General features: G+C 67.6%; 28 protein-coding genes. 13 read left to right on the top strand and 15 right to left on the bottom strand.

From position 1 onward, the window contains the following. Window positions 1-39 precede the first annotated feature (39 nt). The 3 genes from TSH64_RS02395 (at window position 40) to TSH64_RS02405 (ending at window position 3,677) form a co-directional block, all read left to right on the top strand. On the top strand, window positions 40-1,443 hold the full coding sequence (locus TSH64_RS02395) for a methyl-accepting chemotaxis protein (protein WP_247872702.1): 1,404 nt from the start codon (window positions 40-42) through the stop codon (window positions 1,441-1,443). 91 nt (window positions 1,444-1,534) lie between these two features. Next, a complete protein-coding gene (hypD, locus tag TSH64_RS02400; protein WP_109095407.1) occupies window positions 1,535-2,647 on the top strand; it encodes a hydrogenase formation protein HypD in 1,113 nt (370 codons plus the stop codon). A 208-nt stretch (window positions 2,648-2,855) separates the two neighbouring features. After that, on the top strand, window positions 2,856-3,677 hold the full coding sequence (locus TSH64_RS02405) for a universal stress protein (RefSeq protein ID WP_109095408.1): 822 nt from the start codon (window positions 2,856-2,858) through the stop codon (window positions 3,675-3,677). A gap of 42 nt (window positions 3,678-3,719) precedes the next feature. On the opposite strand, the gene TSH64_RS02410 is transcribed toward TSH64_RS02405, so the two are convergent. The 5 genes from TSH64_RS02410 to TSH64_RS02430 form a co-directional block, all read right to left on the bottom strand. Next, window positions 3,720-5,405: a CHASE3 domain-containing protein gene (locus TSH64_RS02410; RefSeq protein ID WP_247872703.1), complete on the bottom strand. Its 1,686-nt coding sequence runs from the start codon at window positions 5,403-5,405 to the stop codon at window positions 3,720-3,722. A 373-nt stretch (window positions 5,406-5,778) separates the two neighbouring features. Continuing rightward, on the bottom strand, window positions 5,779-6,261 hold the full coding sequence (locus tag TSH64_RS02415) for a GNAT family N-acetyltransferase (protein WP_247872704.1): 483 nt from the start codon (window positions 6,259-6,261) through the stop codon (window positions 5,779-5,781). Between the two features lie 9 nt (window positions 6,262-6,270). Then, window positions 6,271-6,681 carry a hypothetical protein gene (locus tag TSH64_RS02420; RefSeq protein WP_109095410.1) on the bottom strand — a complete coding sequence of 137 codons (411 nt, stop codon included), beginning with the start codon at window positions 6,679-6,681 and terminating at the stop codon, window positions 6,271-6,273. A gap of 81 nt (window positions 6,682-6,762) precedes the next feature. Further along, the gene (locus TSH64_RS02425; RefSeq protein ID WP_109095411.1) at window positions 6,763-7,182 is read right to left on the bottom strand and encodes a hypothetical protein; all 420 of its coding nucleotides are present in this window, start codon (window positions 7,180-7,182) and stop codon (window positions 6,763-6,765) included. A gap of 126 nt (window positions 7,183-7,308) precedes the next feature. Next, window positions 7,309-7,821: a ferritin-like domain-containing protein gene (locus TSH64_RS02430; RefSeq protein WP_098740217.1), complete on the bottom strand. Its 513-nt coding sequence runs from the start codon at window positions 7,819-7,821 to the stop codon at window positions 7,309-7,311. A gap of 169 nt (window positions 7,822-7,990) precedes the next feature. On the opposite strand from TSH64_RS02430, the gene TSH64_RS02435 reads away from it, so the two are divergent. After that, window positions 7,991-8,221: a hypothetical protein gene (locus tag TSH64_RS02435; RefSeq protein WP_098740216.1), complete on the top strand. Its 231-nt coding sequence runs from the start codon at window positions 7,991-7,993 to the stop codon at window positions 8,219-8,221. A 396-nt stretch (window positions 8,222-8,617) separates the two neighbouring features. Continuing rightward, a complete protein-coding gene (locus tag TSH64_RS02440) occupies window positions 8,618-9,142 on the top strand; it encodes a hypothetical protein (protein WP_109095412.1) in 525 nt (174 codons plus the stop codon). Between the two features lie 128 nt (window positions 9,143-9,270). Here TSH64_RS02440 and TSH64_RS02445 read toward each other — a convergent pair whose 3' ends face one another. Then, on the bottom strand, window positions 9,271-9,714 hold the full coding sequence (locus tag TSH64_RS02445) for a MucR family transcriptional regulator (RefSeq protein ID WP_014247241.1): 444 nt from the start codon (window positions 9,712-9,714) through the stop codon (window positions 9,271-9,273). A gap of 585 nt (window positions 9,715-10,299) precedes the next feature. Here TSH64_RS02445 and rpiB point away from each other — a divergent pair. From rpiB to nrdR, 3 genes are all read left to right on the top strand, one after another. Further along, the gene (gene rpiB, locus TSH64_RS02450) at window positions 10,300-10,737 is read left to right on the top strand and encodes a ribose 5-phosphate isomerase B (RefSeq protein WP_109095413.1); all 438 of its coding nucleotides are present in this window, start codon (window positions 10,300-10,302) and stop codon (window positions 10,735-10,737) included. A 149-nt stretch (window positions 10,738-10,886) separates the two neighbouring features. Next, complete coding sequence (gene glyA, locus TSH64_RS02455) at window positions 10,887-12,188, top strand: serine hydroxymethyltransferase (RefSeq protein WP_098740214.1); 1,302 nt, start codon at window positions 10,887-10,889, stop codon at window positions 12,186-12,188. Between the two features lie 32 nt (window positions 12,189-12,220). After that, window positions 12,221-12,688: a transcriptional regulator NrdR gene (gene nrdR, locus TSH64_RS02460; RefSeq protein ID WP_109095414.1), complete on the top strand. Its 468-nt coding sequence runs from the start codon at window positions 12,221-12,223 to the stop codon at window positions 12,686-12,688. A 70-nt stretch (window positions 12,689-12,758) separates the two neighbouring features. Here nrdR and TSH64_RS02465 read toward each other — a convergent pair whose 3' ends face one another. From TSH64_RS02465 to bamE, 9 genes are all read right to left on the bottom strand, one after another. Continuing rightward, window positions 12,759-14,861: a sodium-translocating pyrophosphatase gene (locus tag TSH64_RS02465; protein WP_109095415.1), complete on the bottom strand. Its 2,103-nt coding sequence runs from the start codon at window positions 14,859-14,861 to the stop codon at window positions 12,759-12,761. 245 nt (window positions 14,862-15,106) lie between these two features. Beyond that, window positions 15,107-15,565, bottom strand: a complete 459-nt coding sequence (locus TSH64_RS02470; RefSeq protein WP_109095416.1) for a hypothetical protein — start codon at window positions 15,563-15,565, stop codon at window positions 15,107-15,109. Between the two features lie 91 nt (window positions 15,566-15,656). Then, entirely contained in the window at window positions 15,657-16,688 is a 1,032-nt protein-coding gene (gene thiL, locus TSH64_RS02475) for a thiamine-phosphate kinase (RefSeq protein WP_109095417.1), read from the bottom strand. Window positions 16,689-16,771: 83 nt separating this feature from the next. After that, entirely contained in the window at window positions 16,772-17,362 is a 591-nt protein-coding gene (nusB, locus tag TSH64_RS02480; RefSeq protein WP_109095418.1) for a transcription antitermination factor NusB, read from the bottom strand. A gap of 35 nt (window positions 17,363-17,397) precedes the next feature. After that, on the bottom strand, window positions 17,398-17,862 hold the full coding sequence (ribH, locus tag TSH64_RS02485; protein WP_098740208.1) for a 6,7-dimethyl-8-ribityllumazine synthase: 465 nt from the start codon (window positions 17,860-17,862) through the stop codon (window positions 17,398-17,400). 18 nt (window positions 17,863-17,880) lie between these two features. Continuing rightward, complete coding sequence (gene ribB, locus TSH64_RS02490) at window positions 17,881-19,020, bottom strand: 3,4-dihydroxy-2-butanone-4-phosphate synthase (RefSeq protein ID WP_109095419.1); 1,140 nt, start codon at window positions 19,018-19,020, stop codon at window positions 17,881-17,883. Next, window positions 19,017-19,604, bottom strand: coding sequence for a riboflavin synthase (locus TSH64_RS02495; protein ID WP_109095420.1), 588 nt, complete (start codon window positions 19,602-19,604; stop codon window positions 19,017-19,019). Before TSH64_RS02495 ends, ribB begins: the two co-directional genes overlap by 4 nt. 78 nt (window positions 19,605-19,682) lie before the next feature. Beyond that, window positions 19,683-20,825: a bifunctional diaminohydroxyphosphoribosylaminopyrimidine deaminase/5-amino-6-(5-phosphoribosylamino)uracil reductase RibD gene (gene ribD / locus TSH64_RS02500; protein ID WP_348770317.1), complete on the bottom strand. Its 1,143-nt coding sequence runs from the start codon at window positions 20,823-20,825 to the stop codon at window positions 19,683-19,685. Between the two features lie 26 nt (window positions 20,826-20,851). Further along, complete coding sequence (gene bamE, locus TSH64_RS02505) at window positions 20,852-21,346, bottom strand: outer membrane protein assembly factor BamE (protein ID WP_109095422.1); 495 nt, start codon at window positions 21,344-21,346, stop codon at window positions 20,852-20,854. A 132-nt stretch (window positions 21,347-21,478) separates the two neighbouring features. Here bamE and TSH64_RS02510 point away from each other — a divergent pair, with 132 nt between their 5' ends. From TSH64_RS02510 to TSH64_RS02530, 5 genes are all read left to right on the top strand, one after another. Next, window positions 21,479-22,060 (top strand): ubiquinol-cytochrome C chaperone family protein, encoded by a 582-nt coding sequence (locus TSH64_RS02510; protein ID WP_109452182.1) that lies wholly within the window; start codon window positions 21,479-21,481, stop codon window positions 22,058-22,060. Window positions 22,061-22,207: 147 nt separating this feature from the next. Further along, on the top strand, window positions 22,208-22,795 hold the full coding sequence (locus TSH64_RS02515; protein WP_109095423.1) for a DUF177 domain-containing protein: 588 nt from the start codon (window positions 22,208-22,210) through the stop codon (window positions 22,793-22,795). A gap of 190 nt (window positions 22,796-22,985) precedes the next feature. Further along, on the top strand, window positions 22,986-23,174 hold the full coding sequence (gene rpmF / locus TSH64_RS02520; protein WP_012973646.1) for a 50S ribosomal protein L32: 189 nt from the start codon (window positions 22,986-22,988) through the stop codon (window positions 23,172-23,174). Between the two features lie 82 nt (window positions 23,175-23,256). Next, window positions 23,257-24,309, top strand: coding sequence for a phosphate acyltransferase PlsX (plsX, locus tag TSH64_RS02525; protein WP_109095424.1), 1,053 nt, complete (start codon window positions 23,257-23,259; stop codon window positions 24,307-24,309). A gap of 3 nt (window positions 24,310-24,312) precedes the next feature. After that, entirely contained in the window at window positions 24,313-25,284 is a 972-nt protein-coding gene (locus TSH64_RS02530; RefSeq protein WP_109095425.1) for a beta-ketoacyl-ACP synthase III, read from the top strand. Window positions 25,285-25,309 lie beyond the last annotated feature (25 nt).

Genomic DNA, 25,309 nt, shown 5'->3' on the forward strand with positions numbered 1-25,309 from the left:
CGGTCTCGGGAGAAAGCGCTCAGTTATAAAACAGCAAAAATGGTGGACATGATGGATGGTGGCTTTGGGCTTCGTCCGCATCTGATCGCGGACATCGCGGAGGAGGCTGGCAACCTCGGCATCGAGATTGCGGATATCGCCGGCCATATCGAGGATGTGAACGCCCGCGTCACCCACCAGTCGGAGGTGTTCGCCCAGCTGCGCGACACCGGCGCCAAGATGTCGCGCAGCACGGACCGGATTTCCCAGGCCTCCGCCATCGCGCGCTCGGTGACCGAACAGGCGCGGCAGGAGGTCGACAGTTCCCACGACCGCGTGCAGAAATCCTTGTCCGACATCCATTCCCTGGTGTCGTCGGTGACGGGGATCGAAGGGCAGATCGCCGGGCTGCGCGACGCGCTCGACCGCGTCGGCAAGGTCGCCAAGGAGATCTTCACCATCGCCAAGCAGACCAACCTGCTGGCGTTGAACGCCACCATCGAGGCGGCACGCGCCGGCGATGCCGGGCGCGGCTTCGCCGTGGTGGCAAACGAGGTGAAGTCGCTGTCCACCAAGACCAGCGAGGCGACGACCGAGATCGATGCGACGCTGAAGTCCCTGAACGAGCAGGCGCAGCGCCTGATGGCGGAGAGCGCCGCCAGCGCCGCCAAGGCCCGCGCGGTCAGCGAGGGGACCACCGCCATCGGCACGGTGATCGAGACGGTCGGCCGCGCCATGCGCGAACTGAACGGCGAGACCGACAAGATCGATGCCGCATCGGCCGAGATCGGCGGCAATTGCGGCGAGCTGGAGCGCGAGATCGCCGATCTGGCGGTGGGCGTGAAACTGTCCAGCGAGAATCTGGCCCAGGCGCGCGACCGGGTGAACAGCCTGGTCGGGATGAGCGAGCGGCTGATCGGCGTCACCGCCGAACTGAACATTGAGACGGTCGACACCCCCTTCATCGCCGCGGTGAAGGACGCCGCCGCGAAGGTGTCCGCCGCCTTCGAGGATGCGCTGGCCCGCGGCGACATCAGCGAATCCGACCTGTTCGACCGCCAGTACCAGCCGGTCGCCGGTTCGGACCCGCAGCAGGTGACGACCCGCTACACCCAGCTGTGCGACCGCGTCCTGCCCGGCATCCAGGAGCCGGTGCTGACGGCCAACGGCCGCATCGTCTTCTGCGTGGCGGTGGACGAGAACGGCTATCTGCCGACCCACAACCGTCAGTTCAGCCAGCCCCAGGGCCGCGACCCGGTCTGGAACGCCGCCAACTGCCGCAACCGCCGCATCTTCAACGACCGCGTCGGGCTGGCCGCCGGCCGCAGCACCAAGCCCTTTCTGCTCCAGACCTACCGGCGCGACATGGGCGGCGGGAAGTTCGCGCTGATGAAGGACGTCTCCGCCCCCGTCACCGTGCGCGGACGCCATTGGGGCGGGCTGCGGCTGGCCTACAAAGTCTGACGGCGGGACGATTTCCCGGGCTTCCCTCTTGATCCGTATCAACGCATACGATCAGCCTTGCGGGTGAAATGGCGGGGCAGAGGGAGCGACCATGAAATACGTCGAAGAGTTCCGCGATCCGGTTCTGGCCCGCAATGTCGCCGCCGCCATCGCGCGGGAGGTGCGGGCCGACCGCTCCTATCATCTGATGGAGTTCTGCGGCGGCCACACCCACGCCATCTCCCGCTATGGCATCCCCGACCTGCTGCCCGGCAATGTGCGGATGATCCACGGGCCGGGCTGCCCGGTCTGCGTCCTGCCGGTCGGGCGGATCGACGACGCCATCGCGCTCGCCCGCCGGCCGGAGGTGACGCTCTGCACCTATGGCGACGTGATGCGCGTGCCGGGATCGGGGCGGCTCAGCCTGCTGAAGGCCAAGGCGCAGGGGGCCGACGTGCGGATGGTGGTGACTGCCGATGCGGCGGTGCGCATCGCCGCCGAAAATCCGGACCGGCAGGTGGTGTTCCTCGCCATCGGCTTCGAGACGACGACCCCGCCGACGGCGCTGGCCGTGCGTGCCGCTGCGGCGCAGGGGCTGACCAACTTCTCCGTCTTCTGCAACCATGTGCTCACCCCGTCGGCCATCCAGGGCATCCTGGCCGGGGCCGACGAGTGGCTGTCGCTCGACGGATTCGTCGGGCCGGCCCATGTCTCGGTCGTCATCGGGTCGGAGGCCTATGCCCCGGCCGCGGCGGAGCACGGCAAGCCGGTGGTGATCTCCGGATTCGAGCCGCTCGACGTGCTGCAATCCATCCTGATGCTGGTCCGCCAGATCAACGACGGGCGGGCGGAGGTGGAGAACCAGTTCACCCGCGCCGTCACCGCCGACGGCAACCGCAAGGCCCAGGCGCTGGTTCTGGAGATTTTCGAGACCCGGCCGTCCTTCGAATGGCGTGGGCTGGGCAGCATCCCGCACAGCGGGCTGAAGCTGCGCGACGCCTATGCCGCCTTCGATGCCGAGCGGCGCTTTCCCATCGCCGGGGCCAGCGTTCCCGACCACAAGGGCTGCGATTGCGGCGCCATCCTGCGTGGGGTGAAGCGACCGGTCGACTGCAAGCTGTTCGACACCGTCTGCACCCCGGAGAACCCCATGGGGTCCTGCATGGTCTCGGCCGAGGGCGCGTGCGCCGCGCATTACACCTATGGACGGTTCCGCGACGCCTGACCGGTTCCCGGCTCGGTTTTTCCGCACGGCCGGTTCGTCTCGTTGCGACTTCTCGCCGCAGGCCGGAAGAACGCGGCTGGACGAACGCCGCCCGGCTGAACATGATGCATATGAAACAATCCGTCTGGCCGCGTTTCGTCCCGCAGATCGGCCCGGCGGAGAACCGCAGACGTCATAAGACTTCGCATTTCATACCGGGAGGGCCCGCATGACCTACAAGCACATCCTCGTCCATCTCGACAGCAGCCCGCATGTCGAGGCGCGTCTCGATGCCGCAATCGCGCTGGCCCAGCGTCATGGCGCCGTCCTGCGCGGCCTGTTCGCGCAGGGCGACCGCAACGCCACCAGCGTGATCGCCCGCCGGTCCAGCGACCATCTGGGCGAAGCCGCGGCCCGCAGCGAGGCGCTGTTCGCGGAAAAGCTCGCCGCGTCCGGGTTGCAGGGCCATTGGCACGGCCTGACCCATGGCGAGTACAACCATGTCATCCGCGAGGTCATCATCTGGTCGCGCTTCGCCGACCTGACGGTGCTGGGCCAGTATGACCGCGAGGCCGGATCGCAGGCGGCGCCGGAGGAGTTGAACGAGCAGGTGGTGCTGAATTCCGGCCGCCCGGTGCTGGTCATCCCCTATGCCGGCCGCTTCGCCACCATCGGCCAGCGTGTGGCCGTCGCCTGGAACGCCGAGCGCGAAGCCGCCCGCGCCCTGTCCGACGCCATGCCGATGCTGGAGCAGGCCAAGGAGGTGACGGTCATCACCGTGCTGACCCAGGCCTCCTCCTCCGCGCCGGAGACGCCGCGGGTCGGCGTGCTCGACCATCTCGCCTTGCACGGCGTGACGGCCGAGCAGACCCATTTCACCGTGACCGACATCGGCGCGATGGACGCGCTGCTGGCCCGCGCCATGGACACCGGGGCCGACCTGCTGGTGATGGGCGCCCACGGGCATTACGGCTTCCCGTTCCTGCACCGCGGCAGCGGGACGCGGCATGTCCTGCGCACCTGCCCGGTGCCGCTGCTGCTGTCGCATTGAGGACTGGGGCAGGGGGGCGCCGGGTCGCGTCCCCCTGGTTCATCACGCCGTCTTCACCCCCTCGAGGAAGCTCTCCACCTCCTGGCGCAGGCGGGTGGATTCGCCGGTCAGGTGCTCGGCGACGCTGCGGACTTCGCCGGCAGCGCGGCCGGTGTCGCCGGCGGCGCGGGTGACGCCGACGATGTTGCTGGTCACCTGCTGCGTGCCCTGGGCCGCTTCCTGGACATTGCGGCTGATTTCCTGGGTCGCGGCGCTCTGCTGTTCCACCGCCGAGGCGATGGTCGCGGAGATCTGGCTGATCTCGGTGATGATGCGGCCGATCTCCTCGATGGCGGACACCGCCTCGCGCGTCGCGCCCTGGATGGTGGCGATCTGGCCGGTGATGTCCTCGGTCGCCTTGGCTGTCTGGTTGGCGAGGCTCTTCACCTCGCTCGCCACGACGGCAAAGCCCTTGCCGGCCTCTCCGGCCCGCGCCGCCTCGATGGTGGCGTTGAGCGCCAGCAGATTGGTCTGCGCCGCGATGTTGTTGATGAGGTCAACCACCTCGCCGATCTTCTGCGCTCCTTCGGCGAGGCCGGACACCACGCCGTTGGCACGGTTGGCGCCGCTGACCGCCTGTTCGGCGACGCGGGTCGACTGGGTGACCTGACGGCCGATCTCGGCGATGGAGGAGGACAGTTCCTCCGCGGCGGCGGCGACGGTCTGGACGTTGGCGGATGCCTGCTCGGCGGCCGACGCAACCGTGGTGCTCTGGCGGTTGGTCTCGTCGGCGGTGCTGGTCAGCGTGCCGGCCGACTGCTGCATCTGGGTCGCGGCACCCGACAGGCTCTGCACCACCGCGCCGACGTTGCCCTCGAAGGCGCGCATCAGCTCCTCCAGCCGGGCGGCGCGGCGGGCTTTGGCCTCCTCCTCGGCGCGCTGGGCGGCAGAGAGGCGGTCGGCTTCGATGGCGTTGCGCTTGAAGACATCGACCGCCTCGGCCATGGCACCGACCTCGTCCCTGCGGCCGACGCCGGGCACCTCGACGGCGCGGTCGCCGCCGGCCAGCCGTGCCATGGCGGCGGTCATGGCGACGATGGGCGTGGCGATGGAGCCGCGCAGCACCAGACCGGCGGCCACGGCGACCAGAAGGGAGATCAGCGCGCCGGCGACGGCGGTGACGTAGCCGGTCGAGAAGGCGGTCTTCTGCTCCGCGTCGCGCAGCGCCAGCAGCGCACGTTCAGCATCGTCGACCTCGCGGACCAACCTGCGGATGTGGTCCATCGATGCCTTGCCGAGCGCCTTCGCCTCCATCGCGCGGGCCTCCTCACGCGTGTCGGCCTTGGACATCAGGGCGATTTCCTTTTCCGCCACCGTTTCGCGCCAGATGGCGGCGTGTCTGCGCAGCTCCTCCACCCGGGCCTGCTGCTGCGGGTTGTCGGCGGTCAGCGACTTCACCTCCGCCAGGGCCCGGTCGAAGGACTGCGTGCCAGAGCGGTAGGGCTCGAGGAAGGCCGGATCGCCGCTGACCAGATAGCCGCGCAGACCGGTTTCCTGATCCACCATCGCCGCCATCGCCGCATCGGCGGTCTGGATCACGCGGTAGGTGTGGATTGTCCAACCGATGGAGGACTGGATCGACGAAAGGGTCGAATAGTTGGCAATGCTGATTGCGCCAATGATGACGATCAATGCAGAAAATGCCGTCAACAGCTTTCCGCCGATGCGGAGATTGGTGAACCAGGACATCGTCTTGCCCCTCATGTAACCGGACAGGCCTTTGCCTAGCGGGGACAGTCGCCTCGCCTTCGGAGTTGCATACGAAAGGGTGAATGCCTCACCCAATCGAATGTGGGAACTGATACGACAGCGATTTCGTTTTCGATCATCGAAAATTTTACGTATGACGAAATCATCGCTCTGTTACGTAAGGCTTATGCCTTGCCGCAAAACGAAGGAATAACAACGCCCCGTTGTCTTCCAAAGGCCGCAGACAGCCGTGGGCGGCAATGCCCCCGTATGTATGGGGCATTGTGTCGCATCGCTCTGCCGGCGATGGCGGGGCTGCTGCAAGGGAGCTGTGTGACGCGGGCTCAGCGACCGGTTGCCGGCAAGGGAAGCGTCAGCGCCGCAGCCGCATGTCGATGTGGGGAATGCCGAAATCGTCGTACGGCTCGGTATCCCGGACGAAGCCGAAGCTGCCGTAGAAGCATTCGAGATGCTGCTGCGCGCCGATGACCACGTCGCGGTCGGGCCAGCACTCCGCCAGCACCGTCAGCGACTCCGCCACCAGCGCCCGCCCCAGCCCGGTGGAGCGCTGCGACGGGTCGACCGCCAGACGGCCGAAGGAGACCGGCGCGTCCGGATTCGCTCCATCCGGGCCATTTTCATCAGGGCCGAGGCAGCGGGCACAGCCGACGATGGCGCCCGCTTCGTCCACCGCGATCAGGTGAAGCGCGCCGGGATCGCGGCCGTCGATGTCGGGGTAGGGGGAGGCCTGCTCGACCACGAACACGCGGCTGCGCAGGGCCAGCATGTCGTGCAGGTCGCGCAGCGTCATGGCATCGAAAGCGACGCGGCGGACGGGCGGCGGGGCGGTCTTCACGGGGATTTCTCAGGCAATCGCGTTGCGGATCATGTAGTCGGCGATGTCCTTGGGCTTCACCTTGACGTCGGTCAGCGGCTCGTCCGCGGTCATCGCCTTGGCGACCAGCAGGCTGTTCTGAACATTGGTCAGGGTGATGCGGTACACGCCGGCCGCTCCCTTGAGCCGCGGGTAATAGGTGGGGTCGATGGCCTTCTCGCGCCGGCCGAGCCGGGCCAGCGCGGTTTCCTCGTCCAGTTCCTCGACCGGCTTGGTCTGGATCAGCTTCCAGTCGGATTCGCCACCCCAGCCGGCGGCGACCTCTGCCTTGACCGCGGCCTCATCCTCCGCGATGCCCAGCTTGTAGATGTGCTTTCCCTGTCCGACGTCGGACGCCCATTTGGTCAGGGCGGCGCTGCGCGCGACATAGACGAGGGGCATGACGGGTCGATCCTTGAAGGGGGCTTCAATACGGGGGCCTTGTACGGCGCCTTGAATTGCGGAGCTTGTCCGGGGAGCAGTCTACTGCAGCGACGACTGCCGCGCGATGGGCGTGATGAGGATGCGGCTGACCACGTCCTTGCCGAACATGGCGATCACCGATTCGTCGATGCGGCGGCGCAGGGCAGGCACGTTCGCGATGTTGCCGCGGACGATCCAGCCCTCGTCCACGCCCTTGTAGATGGCGGTCAGGATGGCGTCGTGCAGGCGCGGGATGCTGAGCTGCACCTCGCCCAGCTTCAGGGCGTTGCCGATCTCCAGGTTCACTTCGACCTGGGTGTATTTCTCGATCCGTCCGGCATTCACCACCGGGACCATCAGCGGCTTGATCCGCACCGACGGCGGAAGGGCGCCCGGCGCCCCCTCGTTCGCAACGGCCGATGGCGCCGACGGCAGCGTCAGGAGCAGGGCAAGGCCGAAGGCACACAAAAGGCGACGCATGACGGAACACCGCGAAGGACCGGACAGCGGGGATGCTATCGGTCCGACGCGGCGCTTGCAACCAGGGTCCGGCCCTTATGCAGGGCCGGGAACGATTGGTCACGGAAGACTTGAGGGATTACGGGATCAGGCGGCCTTCCTGCCGCTGGCCGCCATCGCCTTCTTGTTGACGTCGCCGATCGCCAGCTTGTTGAGCAGCGTGTCGGTGTCCTTTTCCTCCTGCAGCGTCTCGTCCAGCAGCTGGGCGACCTTGTCGAGGCCGCAGGCGGTGGCGAAGGCATGCAGCGTGCCGTAGCTGGCGATCTCGTAATGCTCCACCTTCTGGGCGGCGGCGATCAGGGCGGCGTCCTGCACCTCGGGCGCCAGGCCCATCTCCAGGATTTCCTGGGCTTCGCTGATCAGCCCCTCCATCGCGTCGCAATGCTTGCCGCGCGGACGGGTGTCGAGCTCCTCGAACACCTGCTGGAGCCGCTCGATCTGCCCATGGGTCTGTTCCAGATGGGTTTCAAACGCCTGGCGCAGTTGGTCGGAGCTGGCGGCCTTGGCCATCTTCGGCAGGGCCTTCGCGATCTGCTTCTCGGCGTGGTAAATGTCGCGAAGATCCTCGATCAGCAGATCCTGCATCGTCTTGGCGGCCATTTTGGTGGTCCTTCCTCGCAGTGGGGGTTGGCGGAGCGGGGCTCCTGCGCGCCGAATGGCTGGATGGACAACAGCGATGGCTGCCGGGTGTTGCGGTCTCGAACGGGGACTGACCTTAGGGTAAGGAAGACCGGGCGATGTGGAACCGGGCCGAGGGAGGGCATTGGGCATGACCGACGGTGACGTGCTGTTCGAGTTCCAGCGGGTCGGCAGCTATCTGCGGGTGACCGCCATCGATGCCAGGACCGGCGTCGAGGTGACGGTGGCCGGCCCGGCAACCGGCAGCCAGGAACTGCTGAAACGGACGGCGATCAACAAGCTGCGCTTCGTGCAGAACAAGGGCGTCGGCCCAGCCGCCCCGGCCAAGCCGGGGCCGAAGCGGGGCGGCGGACTTTACTGACCGGGCCTGAACATCCAGAGGTTGCGCATCTGCCGTGGATTGCTCCCTTTCGCAAGGGGCGAAAAGAAAACGCGCCGCCGGACGGGGCCGGGCGGCGCGTATCGAAGTCTGGCTTTTGCTGATGGTGAGCGCCGGCATGCCTCCGCCGGCGGCCCCGACACTTGGTCGGCCCGCCGGTCGTAGAGCGAACCGCTCGACCCCGACAGTAGACCTATGCCTGCCCGTTGACACTGGCGCAGGGGGTGTAACGCTTGTAGAACCGCGCATCTCTGAACGAATGGCGCATAAGGAAAGCCCCTTTCCCTGCGCCGTTCAGCCGGTTAAGCGGGGTGTCGGCCGGGCCGTTTTCCGTGCCGGCCTTCGGGCAGAAGAATGAAACGCCAGAGGATCGAGGCCATGTTGGGTTTTAAGGCGGCGGGTTTTAGGGCGGCAGGCTTCGGGACGCTGGGCGTGACGGCTTTCCTGCGTGTGTCGCTGATGTCTGCGGCGTTGGGAACCGCTTCGGTTGCAGCCTTGCCGGTCCTGGCGATCCCGCAGGCGGCGCTGGCCGCTTCGTCCCAGCCGTCCCAGAAGCCGGGCCATGGCGCACAGGACCATGGCGGCCGTCAGTCCGCCCCCGGTGCCGCCGGTGCCGCTGCCGGGACGGCAAACGGTGGAGCGGCCCCGACCGCCCCGCAACCGACGACGCCGGCCGCGGGCTGCCTGAAGCCGGGTGTGCCGCTGTGCATGGACGACCAGGCGACCTTCCTCAGCGCCGACAAGATGTCTTCCTGTCAGGGCGAAGTGAAGGATTACGTCGACAAGTCGATGACCTATCTGACCTGCCTGAACGAAGAAAATGTGTCGACTGGACGCGAATTGAGTCGAAATGTCGACCGTTTCAACTGCCGCCTGTCGGGCCGCAAAGGGTGTGCCAACTGAGGCTTGCGGCCCATCGAATGCAACCGATTCGCAGCTTCAACCAATCGGATGGCAGGGCCATCGACCGGACACGCACACGGGCCGAATCCTGGGTGGATCGGCCCGCGTTGCATACGGACTTTACGCGATCAACCGGCCTTGCGGCGGGTCTGACGGCCGGAACTGCGGCCCAGGCCGATGCGCTTGGCGAATTCCGAACGCTGAGCCGCATAGTTCGGCGCGACCATCGGATAGTCGGGCGGAAGTCCCCAGCGTGCGCGATATTCGTCCGGCGACATGTTGTAGGTCGAGCGAAGGTGCCGCTTCAGCATCTTCAACTTCTTCCCGTCTTCCAGGCAGACGATGTATTCGGGCGTCACTGACTTACGAATCGGAACGGCCGGCTTCAGCGGCTCCGCCGCGACCTCTCGGGGCTGACCATTCAGACCGGTCAGCGACGAGTAGACCGTATTGATCACGTCGGGGATTTGCTGAGCAGGCAACACGTTCTTGCTGACATACGCCGATACGATGTCGGCGGTCATCCGCAGCAGCGCATTGTCCGGTACATCGGCGCGAAGCTGGTCGCTCATTGCACTGTGTCCTGGTTTTTCATTTGTCCGTAGGAACCAAGTTGCATACCGTGATTTGGGTGTCAATATAATTTCGGCAAGCATCAAATTAGTTGCTCTTGTCGGCCAGAACAAAGGAACGCCGCTTAAATCAGCCTTCGCTGAAAATCGTTGCACGGTTGTGGCTGTGCCGCGGCTTTAAGGCGCGTCTAGTAGGCGCCGGCTTGCGATTTTCCCCCGACTCCGTTGCAGCAATTGGCGGATTTCCCCCGCATATAACGAATCGGCTATCTCCCTTGTTTTGCCCCTTCGGCAACGAAGAGGTGAAAACAGAGGCCAAACTTTCGCGGTGATGGGCGTCGGTGCCGCTCCGGCTGTGTGCCGGCCGATCGTGCGCCGTAAATCGACCGCCAAATCGACCGCTGCCCGGCGGTGCTGGGTTTAGCTATGCATCCATGTCATGGTGTGGCTGTGGCGGTTGGCACCGACATCTGGTAGGGTGCCGGCGTCTTTCGCCCGATTGCAGGCCGCTTCGCCGGCCCGGTTGCCGCCCGTGCATCCGTACTGCCCGTATCCGTTACCGACCGCACCGGAGTTTCCGCCGTCATGACCGTCCGCACCGTGGCACTCGCTTCCGATCACGCCGGCTATGAGCTGAAGGCTCAGATCGCACGGCAGCTTGAGGGCGCCGGTTACACCGTCCTCGATCTCGGTACCGACGGTCCGGCCTCGGTCGATTACCCGGACTTCGCCGCGGCGCTGGCCGCCGCCGTCACCGACGGCCGGGCGCAGCGCGGCGTGCTGGTCTGCGGCAGCGGCATCGGCATCAGCATCGCCGCCAACCGCCATCCCGGCATCCGCGCCGCCCTGGTGCACGACGTGACCACCGCGCGCCTGTCGCGCGAGCACAACGACGCCAACGTGATCGCGCTGGGCGCCCGCATCGTCGGGCCGGAGATCGCCAAGGATTGCGTCGAAATCTTCCTGAAGACCGACTTTGAAGGCGGCGAGCGTCACAGCCGCCGCATCGCCAAGATGGGCTGAGCGCGTCCCCGCGCCGCTTTTCCTGGCCCAATCATTTGGCCGTGAAGGCCCGCAACCGGGACGCGACAGAGCCCGGAAAGACCTGACGACGGCAGGTTGGCCGCGCGCCTGTCCTGCCTGATGCCACTTCGATTGAGGAACCTCCCGCCATGACCAGCAGCAACACCGCAGAGATCGGCCGCTTCTTCGCCGCCTCGCTTGCCGAGACCGATCCCGAACTGGCCCGCGCGGTGCGCGACGAGCTGGTCCGCCAGCAGGAGCAGATCGAGCTGATCGCCTCCGAGAACATCGTCTCCCAGGCGGTGCTGGAAGCGCAGGGCTCGGTCCTGACCAACAAGTATGCCGAGGGCTATCCGGGCAAGCGTTACTACGGCGGCTGCGAATTTGTCGACGTGGCGGAGAACCTCGCCATCGAGCGCGCCTGCAAGCTGTTCGGCTGCGATTTCGCCAACGTGCAGCCGAACTCCGGCTCCCAGGCCAACCAGGCGGTGCTGCTGGCCCTGCTGCAGCCGGGCGACTGCGTGCTGGGCATGTCGCTGGCCGCCGGCGGCCACCTGACCCACGGTGCCGCCCCCAACATGTCGGGCAAGTGGTTCAAGGCCGTGCAGTACGGCGTGCGCAAGGACGACCACCTGATCGACTTCGATCAGGTCGAGGCTCTGGCCCGCGAGCACAAGCCGAAGCTGATCATCGCCGGCGGCTCCGCCTATCCGCGCGTGCTGGATTATGAGCGCTTCCGCGCCATCGCGGACGAGGTCGGCGCGATCTTCATGGTCGACATCGCCCACTATGCCGGCCTGATCGCCGGCGGCGTCTATCCGAACCCGTTCCCCTATGCCGACGTGGTCACCACCACCACCCACAAGACGCTGCGCGGCCCGCGCGGCGGCATGGTGCTGACCAACAAGGAAGACATCGCCAAGAAGATCAACTCGGCCGTCTTCCCCGGCCTCCAGGGCGGCCCGCTGATGCATGTCATCGCCGCCAAGGCGGTTGCCTTCGCCGAGGCGCTGCGTCCGGAGTTCAAGACCTATGCCCAGGCGGTGGTCGACAACGCCCAGGTGCTGGCCAAGACGCTGATCGCCGGCGGGCTGGACATCGTGTCGGGCGGCACCGACAGCCACATCGTGCTGGTCGACCTGCGTCCGAAGAACCTGACCGGCAAGGCGGCGGAAGCCAGCCTCGAGCATGCCGGCATGACCTGCAACAAGAACGGCGTGCCGTTCGACCCGCAGAAGCCGATGATCACCTCCGGCGTCCGCCTGGGCAGCCCGGCGGCGACAACCCGCGGCTTCGGCACCGCCGAGTTCAAACAGGTCGGCGAGATGATCGTCGAGACGCTGGACGGGCTGGCCGCCAGCAACTCCGGCGACAACACGGCGGTCGAGGCGGCAATGCGCGAGCGTGTCCGCGGCCTGTGCCGTCAGTTCCCGATCTACCCGACGCTGTAATCGCCCACGCCGTAAAGGGGGGAAACCACCAGATGCGCTGCCCGTTCTGCGGAAACGAGGACACCCAGGTCAAGGACTCGCGCCCGACCGAAGACAACTCGGCAATCCGCCGGCGGCGCTTCTGTCCCAGTTGCAGCGCCCGCTTCACCACCTTCGAACGCGTCCAACTGCGCGAGCTGACGGTGGTGAAGAGCAACGGCCAGCGCGAAGCCTTCGACCGCGAGAAGCTGTTGCGGTCGATGAGGATCGCGCTGCGCAAGCGCCCGATCGACGGCGACCGCATCGACCGGGTGGTGAACAGCATGGTCCGCCAGCTGGAATCCTCCGGCGAGAGCGAAATCCCGTCGAAGCAGATCGGCGAGAAGATCATGGAAGCGCTGCAGACGATGGATCAGGTGGCGTATATCCGCTACGCCTCCGTCTACAAGGATTTCCGCGAGGCTTCCGACTTCAACGAGTTCGTGGAAACTCTGGCGCCGGAAGCCTCGCCGGGACTGTAAATGCGTCGGTGCGGGGCAGGCGGTTGTCCTGCCCCGCACCGGTCGCTCACCCGAGCCCTCAGCCGAGCCCTCATCCGACCTGGGCCAGGATCGCCAGCAGCAGGATCGCCACGATGTTGGTGATCTTGATCATCGGGTTCACCGCCGGGCCGGCGGTGTCCTTGTAGGGGTCGCCGACGGTATCGCCGGTCACCGCCGCCTTGTGGGCGTCGGAGCCTTTGCCGCCGTGATTGCCCTCCTCGATGTACTTCTTGGCGTTGTCCCAGGCACCGCCGCCCGACGTCATCGAAATGGCGACGAAGATGCCGGTGACGATGGTTCCCAGCAGCATGGCGCCCAGGGACGCGAAGCCGGCCGCCCGCCCGCCGATGGCGGCGATCACCAGATAGAGGACCACCGGGGCCAGAACCGGCAGCAGCGAGGGGATGATCATCTCCTTGATCGCCGCCTTGGTCAGCATGTCCACCGCACGGCCGTAATCGGGCTTGGCGGTGCCCTCCATGATGCCGGGAATTTCGCGGAACTGGCGCCGCACCTCCACGACGACGGACCCGGCGGCGCGGCCGACGGCGGTCATGCCCATGGCACCGAACAGATAGGGCAGCAGGCCGCCCACCAGCAGCCCGACGACGACGTAGGGGTCGTTCAGCCGGAACTCGACCGGAATGTTGGGGAAGTAATGGCCCAAATCCTGGACGTAAGCCGCGAAGAGAACCAGGGCGGCCAGACCGGCGGAGCCGATGGCATAGCCCTTGGTCACCGCCTTGGTCGTGTTGCCGACGGCGTCCAGCGCGTCGGTGGTGACGCGGATGTTGGCGGGCATGTCCGACATCTCGGCGATGCCGCCGGCATTATCGGTGACCGGCCCATAGGCGTCGAGCGCCACCACCATGCCGGCCAGCGCCAGCATCGTCGTCGCGGCGATGCCGATGCCGAAGACGCCGGCCTGCCCGTGGGCGATCAGGATGCCGGCGCAGATGACGATCACCGGCAGGGCGGTCGATTCCATCGACACGGCAAGACCCTGGATGACGTTGGTGCCATGCCCGGTCTCCGACGCCTTGGCGACGCTGCGCACCGGGCGGTAGGCGGTCGAGGTGTAGAACTCGGTGATCCAGACCAAGAGGCCGGTGACGCCCAGCCCGACCAGGGCCGAGACCAGCAGGTTGAAGCCGGTGATCGACACGCCGTCGGTCATGGTGATGGCGCGGGTGAAGCCGAACAGGATCGCCGTGACGATCAGGATCAGCACCAGCGAGATGCCGGCCGCGACCGCCAGCCCCTTGTAGAGCGCCTTCATGATGTTGTTGTCGGGGCCGAGCTTCACCGCGAAGGTGCCGGCGACCGAGGCCAGGATGCAGACGGCGCCGATCAGCAGCGGATAGACCAGCATCATCCGCAACACGCCGCCGGTAAAGAAAATCGCCGCCAACAGCATGGTGGCGACGATGGTGACGGCGTAGGTCTCGAACAGGTCGGCGGCCATTCCGGCACAGTCGCCGACATTGTCGCCGACATTGTCGGCGATGACCGCCGGGTTGCGCGGGTCGTCCTCCGGGATGCCGGCCTCCACCTTGCCGACGAGGTCGGCGCCGACGTCGGCGCCCTTGGTGAAGATGCCGCCGCCCAGCCGGGCGAAGATCGAGATCAGCGAGGCACCGAAGCTGAGCGCCACCAGCGCCTCGAGGATCGTGCGCACCTCGACGGGATCGTTGACGTGGTAGACCAGCGTCAGGATGCCGAAATAGCCGCCGACGCCCAGCAGCCCGAGCCCGACCACCAGCATGCCGGTGATCGCGCCCGACTTGAAGGCGATGTCGAGTGCCGGCGCCAGGCCGCGGGTGGCGGCCTCGGCGGTGCGGACGTTGGCGCGGACCGAGACGTTCATGCCGACATAGCCGGCGCTGCCCGACAGCACGGCGCCGATCAGGAAGCCCAAGGCCACCGGAAAGCCCAGCGTCACCCACAGGATGACCAGCAGGACGGCGCCGGCGATGGCGATGGTGGTGTATTGGCGGTTCAGATAGGCGCGCGCCCCTTCCTGCACCGCGGCGGCGATGGCCTGCATCCGTTCGGACCCAGGCGACGCGGCCATGACTTCTTTTCCGGTACGAAAACCGTAGGCCAGCGCGAGCAGGCCGGCGGCGATGATGACGATGAACGCTAGAGCCATCGCATCCCCCGATTGATTTTAAGGTCGCGCCCCGGAAACGCTGGTCCCACCACGGTGATCAAGTGGGGGAGAAGTCGGGCGCAAGTATTATCGGGAAAAGCATGCGCCCGGTGCGGCCGCTTTGCAACCGCCGCACGGGGCGGCGCAACGCGGCGAAATGGCCGGGGGTGCCCCTGGCCTTTGTGGGTAGTGTCGGGATAATGCACCGCAAAATGGGTGCGAATTGCGGGTGCCCTGGGAGGCGGTCAGAGATTGCGCTGCGTAACCGCCTGGACCAGCACGTCATAGACCGCATCCTTGCCGACGACTTTGCCGGCGGCCTCCGCCAACTTGGTCTTTACGGCAGGAATATTGACCAAAGCCCCGTTCAGGATCGACTTGTCCGCAATGCCGCCATAGAGCGCGGTCAGGAAGGCGTCGGTCAGGCGCGGCTGGTTGGCCTGGACCATCGGCTGCTTTTCCAGAAGCACTTCCACCGCGACCACGACGGTCACGAACTGTTCGACTCGGGTCGGGCCGATCATCGGCACCACCAGCGGGGGCAGGCGGACGAAGGCGGTCGGCGGCTTGGGCGGCGGCTCCACCTTCTTCGGCGGTGCGTCGGGATGTTCGGTGAAGTATTTCTGATAGACGAACCAGCCACCGAAGCTGGCGCCGCCCAGCAAGACGATGCCGAGAACGAGGACGATCAGAGCCTTGACCACGGCAACACACCTCAGACAGACGGCGAAGCGCCGAACCCTGCGCCGCGGATGCTTTCGATTGTCTTAAACGCGGGGCGGGGGAGGTGGACGGTCAGAAATGGTCCCAGCCGCGCCGGGCCAGCGGCAGGGGCACACCGGCACCGTCCAGCACCGCGACCTCGCCGGGCGTACCGGGACAGAGTTCGCCGATCTCGGTGATCGCAACCCCGCATTCCGCGGCCAGGGCCGCCAGGGCGTCGCGGGCCGACGGCTGGGCGGTGAACAGAAGCTCGTAATCGTCGCCGCCGGTGATGGCCAGCGCCAGTCTCACCGGATCGCCGTCGATGGCGCCGCGGGCAGCCTCCGACAGCGGCACCGCATCGGCGCGGAGCAGGGCGGCGCAGCCGGACTCCTCGCAGAGATGGCCGAGGTCGGCGACCAGCCCGTCCGACACGTCCATCGCACCGCTGGCCAGACCGATCAGGCACGGCCCGACGCCCATGCGCGGGTCGGGCCGGCGCATCCGGCGCAGCAGATGGGCGCGCGTGTCCTGGTCCGGAATGTCGAGACGGCCATAGGCGACTTCGAGCCCGAGCGCGGCATCGCCGATGCTGCCGGTGACGAAGACGCGGTCGCCCGGTTGCCCGCCCCAGCGCGGCAGGGCACAACCGGTGGGGACCAGCCCGAAGGCGGTGACCGACAGGGTGATTGGGCCGCTGGTCGAGACCGAATCGCCACCGGCCAGCGCAATGCCGAACTGCCGCTGCTCCTCGCCCAGCCCGGCGGCGAAGCCCTCCAGCCAGGATTCGTCGAGGCCGCGGGGCAGGGCGGTCACCAGCGTGTAGGCCAGCGGCTCCGCCCCCATGGCGGCGAGGTCGGACAGGTTGCTGCGCATCAGCTTGGCGGCGATGTCCGCCGGCGCATCGTCGGGGAAGAAATGCACCCCGGCGACCATGGCGTCGGTGGTGACGACCAGTTCCCGCCCGTCCGGCACGCCGAACACGGCGGCATCGTCCCGCAGGCCGCGGGCGCCGGGAAAACCGGCGGCCAGCGGCTTGAAGAAGCGGGTGATCCGGCCGAACTCGCCGAGAGGGCGATTCCCCCTCTCCCCCCCGGGGAGAGGGTCGGGGTGAGGGGGATGCACGGGGTTGATTCTCGTGAAAGGCACGCGGTGCGACCCCCTCACCCTAACCCTCTCCCCGGGGGGAGAGGGAATTTCTTCGGGTATTACTCCTCAACCGCACTGCGGCCGGGGTCGGGCTTGGCGAGGTCGTCGGCGCGCAGTGCGCGGGCGACATGGTCGAGCACGCCGTTCACCATCGCCGGCTCGCGGCCGGAGAAGAAGGCGCGGGCGACGTCGACATACTCGCTGATGAGGATGCGCGGGTGGGTGTCCATATGCACCGCGATCTCGTAGGCACCGGCGCGCAGGATGGCGCGCAGCAGCAGCTCCAGCCGGTCGAGCGGGAAGCGCGGGTCGAGGGCGGCGCCCAGCACCCCGTCGACCTCGGCGCGGCGGTGGATCGCACCGCGGACGATGTCGGCGAACAGCTGCGGATCGCCGGAGACGAACTTGTCGCCGTCGATCTCCTCGCCCAGCCGGTGGGCGACGAACTCGCCGACGACATTCTCGACCGGGGCCTGGGCCAGATCGATCTGGTACAGCGCCTGGGCCGCGGCCAGACGGGCGGCCTTGCGGCGCGCCTTGGCGGAGCCGCCGCCGGTCTTGTTCTTGCGGGACTTCGATTTGCCCTTGGAGTCGCCGCCCTTGGGGGCGTGATCGGGTGTCACGGGGCTGCCCGCGTCGTCGTTGCTCATGATCTGCAGTCGCTAAAAGAGAGGAGATGTCGGGGTCAGCGCGGATAGAGGCGGAATTTGCGCTTCAGGTCAATCATGTCAAGACAGGCACGCGCGGCACGCCCGCCGGTATTGACCGATCCGACATTGGCGCGGGCCCAGGCCTGCTCGCGGTTTTCCACCGTCAGGATGCCGTTTCCGACCGCCAGACTGTAGCGCAGGGCCAGATCCTGCAGGCCGCGGGCGCTTTCGGCACAGATCGTGTCGTACCGCGTCGTCTCGCCCCGGATCACGCAGCCCAGCGCGACATAGCCGTCGAACCGCTTGCGGGCAGTGAAGAAATCCATGGAGCGGATGGCGTACATGATCGCCGCCGGAAGCTCCAGACAGCCGGGCACGCCATAGCGGATGTGCGTGGCGCCGGCGCGGTCGAGTTCCGCGACGGCGCCACGCGCCAGCTCATCGGCGATGTCCTCGTGGACGCGGGCGTCCACGACCATGATGTGGGGCGTATCGGTCATCCGGCGGCGTTCTGGTCCTCAGTCCTCGCCGGGGTCGGTGGCGCCCGGATTGATCGCGCGGTGGCCGACCACGGTCAGGCCGTAGCCCTCCAGCCCGATGATCGGCTTCTTGCGGTTGGAGATCAGGGTCATCTTGCGCACGCCCAGATCCAGCAGGATCTGCGCGCCGATGCCGTAGTCGCGCAGTTCCGGAACGCTGCCGGCCTGACCCTCCAGCCGCGCCTTCAGCACGGTGGAAAGGCCGTTCGGGTTCGGCTCGCGCAGCAGCACGACGACGCCGCGGCCCTCCTTGGCGATCAGCTCCATCGAGGCGTGCAGGTCGTTGTCGCGGCCGGAGTTGCGGTCGCCCAGCACGTCGTCCAGCACCGACTGGGCATGCATGCGCACCAGCACCGGCTCGTCGCCGGAGATGTCGCCGCGGACCAGCGCGATGTGCTCGGCATACTGGATCTTGTTGATGTAGACGTAGGACTGGAAGCGCCCGCCATAGCGGCTGTCGAGATTGCCGGCCAGAACCTGCTCGACGATGGTCTCGGTGCGGCGGCGGTAGGCGATCAGGTCGGCGATGGTGCCGACCTTCAGCCCGTGGAACTGGGCGAACTGCACCAGATCGGGCAGGCGTGCCATGGTGCCGTCGTCGTTCATGATCTCGCAGATCACCGCGGACGAGGAATGGCCGGACAGCCGGGCGATGTCGACCGAGGCCTCGGTATGGCCGGCGCGGACCAGCACGCCGCCGTCACGCGCCAGCAGCGGGAAGATGTGGCCGGGGGTGGCGAGATCGTGCGGGCCGGACGCCGGGTCGATGGCGACGGCGATGGTGCGGGCACGGTCGGCGGCGGAGATGCCGGTGGTCACGCCTTCGCGCGCCTCGATGGAGACGGTGAAGGCGGTCTGGTGGCGGGACGCGTTCTGCTGCGCCATCAGCGGCAGGCGCAGCCGTTCGATGTTCGGCCGGTCCATGGTCAGGCAGATCAGGCCGCGCCCGTGCTTGGCCATGAAGTTCACCGCGTCCGGCGTGGCGCAGGAGGCGGGGATCACCAGATCGCCCTCGTTCTCCCGGTCCTCGTCGTCGACCAGGATGAACATCCTGCCCTGACGCGCCTCTTCGATGATCTCTTCGGCCGTCGACAGGTAGTGGTGAAACTCGGACGTCATTCCTGCCCCGCGAGCCGGGCGACATAGCGCGCCAGCATATCGATTTCGAGATTGACCGCATCGCCCTCCGTCAGCCCGCCGAAGGTGGTGGCGGTCTGAGTGTGGGGGATGATGTTGACGCCGAAGCGGTTGCCTTCGACCTCGTTGACGGTCAGCGACACGCCGTCGATGGCGACCGAGCCCTTGGGCGCGATGTATTTGGCGAGGGTGGCCGGCGCCTCGAAGGTCAGGCGCAGCGATTCGCCTTCGGGGCGGATCGACAGCAGCCGGCCGACCCCGTCGACATGGCCGGACACGATGTGGCCGCCCAGCTCGTCGCCGACCTTGAGCGCGCGCTCCAGGTTGATGCGCGTGCCGGCTTCCCAGCCGCCGAGCGTCGTCTTCGACAGGGTTTCCCCCGAAGCCTGGATGACGTAGGTCCCCGGTCCCTTTTCGATGACCGTCAGACAGACGCCGTTGTGGGCGATGGACGCCCCGATCGCGATCGTCTCCGTGTCGAAGGCGGTCTCGATGGTGAACCGGGTGTCGCCCTGCCGCTCCACGGCCCGGACGCGCCCGACATCGGTGATGATTCCGGTGAACATGCGGGGGAATTTAGCAGGTTTCGCGGCCAGGGGAAGCGGGCGCGACACCGCAAGCGGCGCAACGGTCTGTTGCGCGGGCTAGACCGACGCTTTGGGGCCGATCCGGCGACAGCTTTCGGCCAGATCGGCGCCGGCGCTGCGGACGGCGGTGCGTTCGAAGCGCGCCATCGCGGCCAACGCCTCGACTCCGAAGCCGGCGACCGCCGGCAACCCGTCGCCGCCGATCAGCGAGGCGGCGCGGAACCACTCCAGCCGGTCGACCAGACCGGCGCCGAGCAGGGCGGCGGCCATCGACGCTCCGCCTTCCACCAGCACGCGGGTGATGCCGCGGGCGGCGAGGGCGGTCATCGCGGCTGCGGGATCGACACGGCCGTCGGGCCCGGCGGCGACCGGGATCGGCTCGATGCCGAGGGCAGCCAGAGCCTCCGCACGCGCGGGGTCGGGGGTGGGGCCGGTGACGACCCAGGTCGGAATGCGGCGAGCGCCGGTGGCGAGCTTCGCCGTCGGCGGCAGGCGCAGGCCGCTGTCCACCACAACCCGCACCGGGCTGCGGTCTTCCAGGCCGGGCAGGCGGCAGGTCAATTCGGGGTCGTCGGCCAGCGCGGTGCCGATGCCGACCAGGATGGCGTCATGGCTGGCGCGCAGCCGGTGGCCCCAGGCGCGCGCCGTCGGGCCGGTGATCCACTGCGACTCGCCGGTGGCGGTGGCGATGCGGCCGTCCAGCGTACTGGCGACTTTCAGCGTGACCAGCGGGCGGCCCAGCGTGATGCGGTTGAAGAAGCCCTCGTTGAGTGCCAGCGCATCGGCCTCGCAGACGCCCGTCGTGACCGCGATGCCGGCATCGCGCAGCCGGGCCAAGCCGCCGCCGGCAACCCGTGGGTCGGGGTCCTGGCAGGCGACGACGACACGCGCCACCTTCGCCTCGACCAGCGCCAGGGCGCAGGGCGGCGTCTTGCCATAATGGTTGCAGGGTTCCAGCGTGACGTAGGCGGTGGCGCCCTCCGCTCCGCCGGAAAAAGCGCGGGCTCGGTCCAGCGCCTGGGTCTCGGCATGGGGGCGGCCGCCGGGCTGGGTCCAGCCGCGGCCGATCACGGCGCCGTCGCGGACCAGCACGCAGCCGACCGCGGGATTGGGCCAGGTCCGCCCCAGCCCGCGCGCCGCGAGCGACAGGGCGGCGCGCATGTGGCGCAGGTCGGTGTCCGTATCGGAAGGAATGGGCACGGCGGGCCGGGCTATCGGCCGGCCGATCAGCTGCCGGGGCCCTTGCCCTTGGTATCCTTGGCGGAGAAGCGGCCGACGTTGCCCATCATCTGTTCCAGGAAGCCCATCTCGCGGCCGGCGGTGGGGGTCGTGCGCTCCACCAGATCGATGTCCTGGCCGTTCGACTTGTCGAGCGTCTTGATCTCGCGCAGGACGCCGTTGTCGTCGAAATGGGCGACGACGACGCGGCGCTCCGTCACTTCCGGCTCGAAGAAGGCGGTCTTCTCAGTCTTCTGCCCGATATAGTACCAGACGTTCGGATCGAAGGTGCCGACCGAGGTCGGCGTGCCCAGCACCGCAGCGACGTCGTCGCGCCGGCTCTGGCCCGGTTGCAGTTCCGCCACCAGCTGCGGGTCCGTCAGGTTGCCGCGGGTGGCGAGGGTGGGCGAGCAGCCGGTCGCGGCGAGGCCGGCGAGCAGGATGCTGCCCAGCAGGGCGGTGCGAATGACGGCGCGGGGGGCGGAAAAGTTCGATCTGGTCATGGTGCTCGGGCTATGATGGAGCCGGCGGGGCAGCGAGGCCGTTCACGGCTGTGGACAGTCTCCGGGCGGGACAATCGCACCGGCTGCTTCGCCCTGTCAACGAGACTCCGAGTCGGGGAAGGGTTGCCGTTCGTGTCAGGAAGCTTTATCGGCCGTTTGCTGGGCCCGCTGTTGGGTGGTGTGGGGGGCGGAGACCGCGCCCGCACCGCCGCCGCGGTGGGCGGTCTGTTCACCGCCATCGTCGGGCAGGCCCGCGAACCCGGCTTCTACAGCGCGCTTTCCGTGCCCGACAGCCTGGACGGGCGGTTCGAGATGGTGGCGCTGCACATGCTGCTGGTGATGCGCCGGCTGAAGGGTCAGGGGCCGGAGGCGGGCAAACTGTCGCAGCGCCTCTATGAGACGATGGTCGACGATTTCGAGAAGTCGCTGCTGGAGATGGGGGCCGGCGACAGTGGCATCGCCCGGCGCGTGAAGACGATGGCGCGCGGGATGGCCGGGCGGATCCGCGCCTATGACGAGGCGCTGGCCGACTCCGACGGCCGCCGGCTGGAGGTGGCGCTGGACAACAACCTCTACGGCACGGTCGATCCGGTGCCGGACGGGGCGCTGGCGGCGATGGCCGCCTATGTCCGCAGCTGTGCCGCGACGCTCGACGCCCAGCCGCTGGAGTCGCTGTTGCAGGGCGAGATCCGCTTCGCACCGGTGCCGGCCTGACCGCTTCGCTATATATGTAGAGTGTCGCCGATGCCTGCCGCCGTGTCTGGGGGCTTGCCTTTCCAGGCCGCGGGTTGCATGTGACTCGGGACTTGCCGGGCGTTCGCCGCGCCGGCCGTTTTGGTTTTCGATCGGAAAGTCTTTGCCATGAGCCCTGCCAACGGCGCCCTGCCGGCCCCGGAATTCTCGCGCGTCGTCAATGCCGACACGGTGCGTCGTGCCGAGGTGAGCGAAACCATCGAAGCGACGGAGACGGAGCGCCGCGCGCTCGCCGAACGGCTGGAGCTGGAGGCGATCGGCAGCCTGACCGCCACGGTGAGGCTGCGCGCCGTGCGTGGCGGCCAGATGATCCGGGTCTCCGGACAGCTGGAGGCCGACGTGGTCCAGACCTGCGTCGTGACGCTGGAGCCGGTGCCGGCCCATGTCAGCGAACGCTTCGAGGCGCTGTTCGCCCCGGAGTCGATGATCGAGGATCCGGGGCTGGAGATCGATTTCGACGCCTCCCTGTCGGACGAGGACGTTCCCGAGCCGATGGAGAACAACCGAATCGACATCGGCGAACTGACGGCGCAGCACCTGTCGCTGGGGCTCGACCCCTATCCGCATGCCGAAGGCGTGGATTTCGAGGGGTATCGCGAGCATGAGGACGGCGAGACGACCGAGGACGAGGCCGCCGAGGAGCCTGAAAAACCCAATCCCTTCGCCGTCCTGCAGAAGTTGAAGCCGGGGAACTGATCCGGCTGTTGCTTTCCCCGCCGCGTCTTGTATAAGGGCCGGCACTTCCACCCCCACCAATGAGCGGCCCGGGGTTGCGGAATGGGGGTTGTTCGGGCTTGCCCTTTTGGGGCATTTGCCTTATTGAATGCCGCTCGCGCTGGGCGGCCCCTGTTCGGGCCGCCCTTTCCAATGAAGAGAGTTTACGGTCATGGCTGTTCCGAAGAAGAAGACCTCCAAGTCGCGGCGCAACATGCGTCGTTCGCACCACGCTCTGCCCACCTCGGCCTACAACGAGTGCCCGAACTGCGGCGAGCTGAAGCGTCCGCACCACGTCTGCGGGTCTTGCGGCCATTACGACCAGCGTGAAGTGGTTCAGAGCGGCACCGCGGCCGCTTGATCCGCATCGCGTTGTCTGAGGTCCCGTTGATCGGGGGCGCCCGTCGCCCCTGCCGGGGTCCAAGCCGGGGAGCCTGTTCGCGGTGAGCCAGCGCCTGACCATCGCCCTGGATGCCATGGGTGGCGATCACGGTCCCGACATGGTCATTGCCGGGGCGGACATCGCGCGGGAACGCCATCCCGACGTGCGTTTTCTGCTGTATGGCGACCAGCAGCGGCTTGAGCCGCTGCTGAACCAGCGGCCTGCGTTGAAGGCAGTGGCGGAAATCCGCCACACCGCCGACTTCGTGGCCGGGGACGCCAAGCCTGCGGTTGCGCTGCGTGCGGGTCGCCAGTCCAGCATGCGGCTTGCCATCGACGCCGTCGCGGCGGGCGAGGCGGCCTGCGTGGTGTCGGCCGGCAACACCGGCGCCCTGATGGCGATGGCCAAGTTCGTGCTGAAGACGCTGCCGGGCATCGACCGGCCGGCGATGGCCTCCTTCTTCCCGACGCAGCGGGGCGAGAGCGTCATGCTGGATCTCGGCGCCAACGCCGAGTGCCAGCCTGAAAACCTCGTCCAGTTCGCCGTGATGGGGGCCGTCTTCGCACGTGCCATCCTGGGCCTGCCGCAGCCGTCGATCGGCGTGCTGAACATCGGCTCGGAGGACATGAAGGGCAACGAAGTGGTGCGTGCCGCGGCGGCCAGCCTGCGCGACATGCCGCTTCCCGGCCGCTTCCATGGCTTCGTCGAAGGCACCGACATCGGGCTGGGCACGGTGGACGTCATCGTCACCGACGGCTTCACCGGCAATGTCGCGCTGAAGACGGCGGAGGGGACGGCGAAGCTGTTCTCCGAATTCCTGCGCCGCACCTTCGCGACGTCCTTCCTGGCACGGATCGGTTATCTGCTGGCCCGCGGCGCCTTCAAGCGCTTCCGCGAGCGGATCGACCCGCGCCGCTACAACGGCGCGATGTTCCTCGGCCTGCGCGGCGTCTGCGTGAAGAGCCATGGCGGCACCGACGCTGTCGGCTTCGCCAATGCCGTCGCGGTCGCCATCAACCTGGCGACGCACGGCTTCAACGAACGCATCAAGGAAGAGATGGGACGTATAGCCGACGCGACCCCTCTTCCCGACACGAAGGCGGCGGCGGGCTGAACAATGGTCATGCGTTCCCGAGTTCTGGGTTGCGGCATCTTCCTGCCGTCCAACGTCGTCACCAACCAAGATCTGGAACAGCGGGTCGACACGACGGACGAATGGATCGTCCAGCGCACCGGCATCAAGTCCCGCCATATCGCCGCCGAGGGGGAGAAGACCTCCGACCTCGCCATCGCCGCGGCGATGCGGGCGCTGGAGCATGCGGGCGTGCCGGGCAGCAGCATCGACTGCATCATCCTGGCCACCACCACCCCGGACAACACCTTCCCGGCCACGGCGACCAAGGTGCAGGCCGCGCTGGGCGCCGCCGGTTTCGCCATGGACATCCAGGCGGTCTGTGCCGGCTTCGTCTATGCCATGTCGGTGGCCGACAATTTCCTGCGCAACGGTCAGGCGCGCCGCGCCCTGGTGATCGGGGCGGAGACCTTCTCCCGCCTGCTGGACTGGAACGACCGCACCACCTGCGTGCTGTTCGGTGACGGCGCCGGCGCCATCGTCATGGAAGCCTACGAGGCCAAGGGCGATTCGAGCGACCAGGGCGTGCTGTCCACCCATCTTCATTCCGACGGCAACCAGTACGACCTGCTCTATGTCGACGGCGGCGCGTCCTCGACCGGCACCATCGGCCATGTCCGCATGCATGGGCAGGAAATCTTCCGGCATGCCGTGTCGAAGCTGTCGGCGGTGGTCGAGGAGGCCCTGGCCGCCAACGGCCTGGAGTCGGCCGACATCGATTGGATGGTGCCGCACCAGGCGAATCGCCGCATCATCGACGGGCTGGCCCGCAAGATGAAGCTGTCGCCGGAAAAGGTGGTGCTGACGGTGGACCGCCACGGCAACACCTCCGCGGCCTCGATCCCGCTGGCCTTGGGCGAAGCGGTGGCGGACGGCCGTATCAAGCGCGGCGACCTGATCCTGATGGAAGCCATCGGCGGCGGCCTGACCTGGGGTTCGGCGCTGGTCCGCTGGTAAGGCACCGGCGTCCTCCGCACATCGC

It is taken from the genome of Azospirillum sp. TSH64 (genome assembly GCF_003116035.1).
Taxonomy (GTDB): Bacteria; Pseudomonadota; Alphaproteobacteria; order Azospirillales; family Azospirillaceae; genus Azospirillum.